The 548-nt window shown below is 67.2% G+C and carries 1 protein-coding gene; it reads right to left on the reverse strand.

From position 1 onward, the window contains the following. Positions 1–548 (reverse strand): VCBS domain-containing protein (locus tag AWJ14_RS14875; RefSeq protein ID WP_210183553.1); only part of this gene is annotated, 548 nt, incomplete at both ends.

The raw sequence follows: 548 nt of genomic DNA on the forward strand, positions 1-548 counted from the left end.
GAGATCGACATCGGTGAACGAGATCGTGCCGCTGTCGGTGAGGTTGCCGGTGGGCGTCACCAGTTCGGTCACGCCGCCCGTCACGTCGGCGGATGCCACCACGGGCGCGTCATTGGTGCCCTGGATGGTCACCGTCACGGTGCGTTCGACCGTGCCGCCATGGCCGTCGTCGAGCGTCAGCGTGAAGGTTTCCACCTTGGTGTCGTTGGCGCCGAGATATTCGACGGCCGAGGCCGCGACCGAATAATTCCAGGTGATCTCGCCGCCGGTGCCGGTGCCGGTCGTGTCCTGGGTGACGCTGGCCGTGAGCGTGCCGAGCGCATTGGCGGAGCTGACGATGGTCGGGTTGATGCTGTGCGTGTCGGTGAGATCGACGTCGGTGAACGAGATCGTGCCGCTGTCGGTGAGGTTGCCGGTGGGCGTCACCAGTTCGGTCACGCCGCCGGTCACGTCGGCGGAGGCCACAACCGGCGCGTCATTGGTGCCCTGGATCGTCACCGTCACGGTGCGTTCGACCGTCCCGCCATGGCCGTCGTCGAGCGTCAGCG

The organism is Parahoeflea olei, assembly GCF_001703635.1.
GTDB lineage: Bacteria > Pseudomonadota > Alphaproteobacteria > Rhizobiales > Rhizobiaceae > Hoeflea > Hoeflea olei.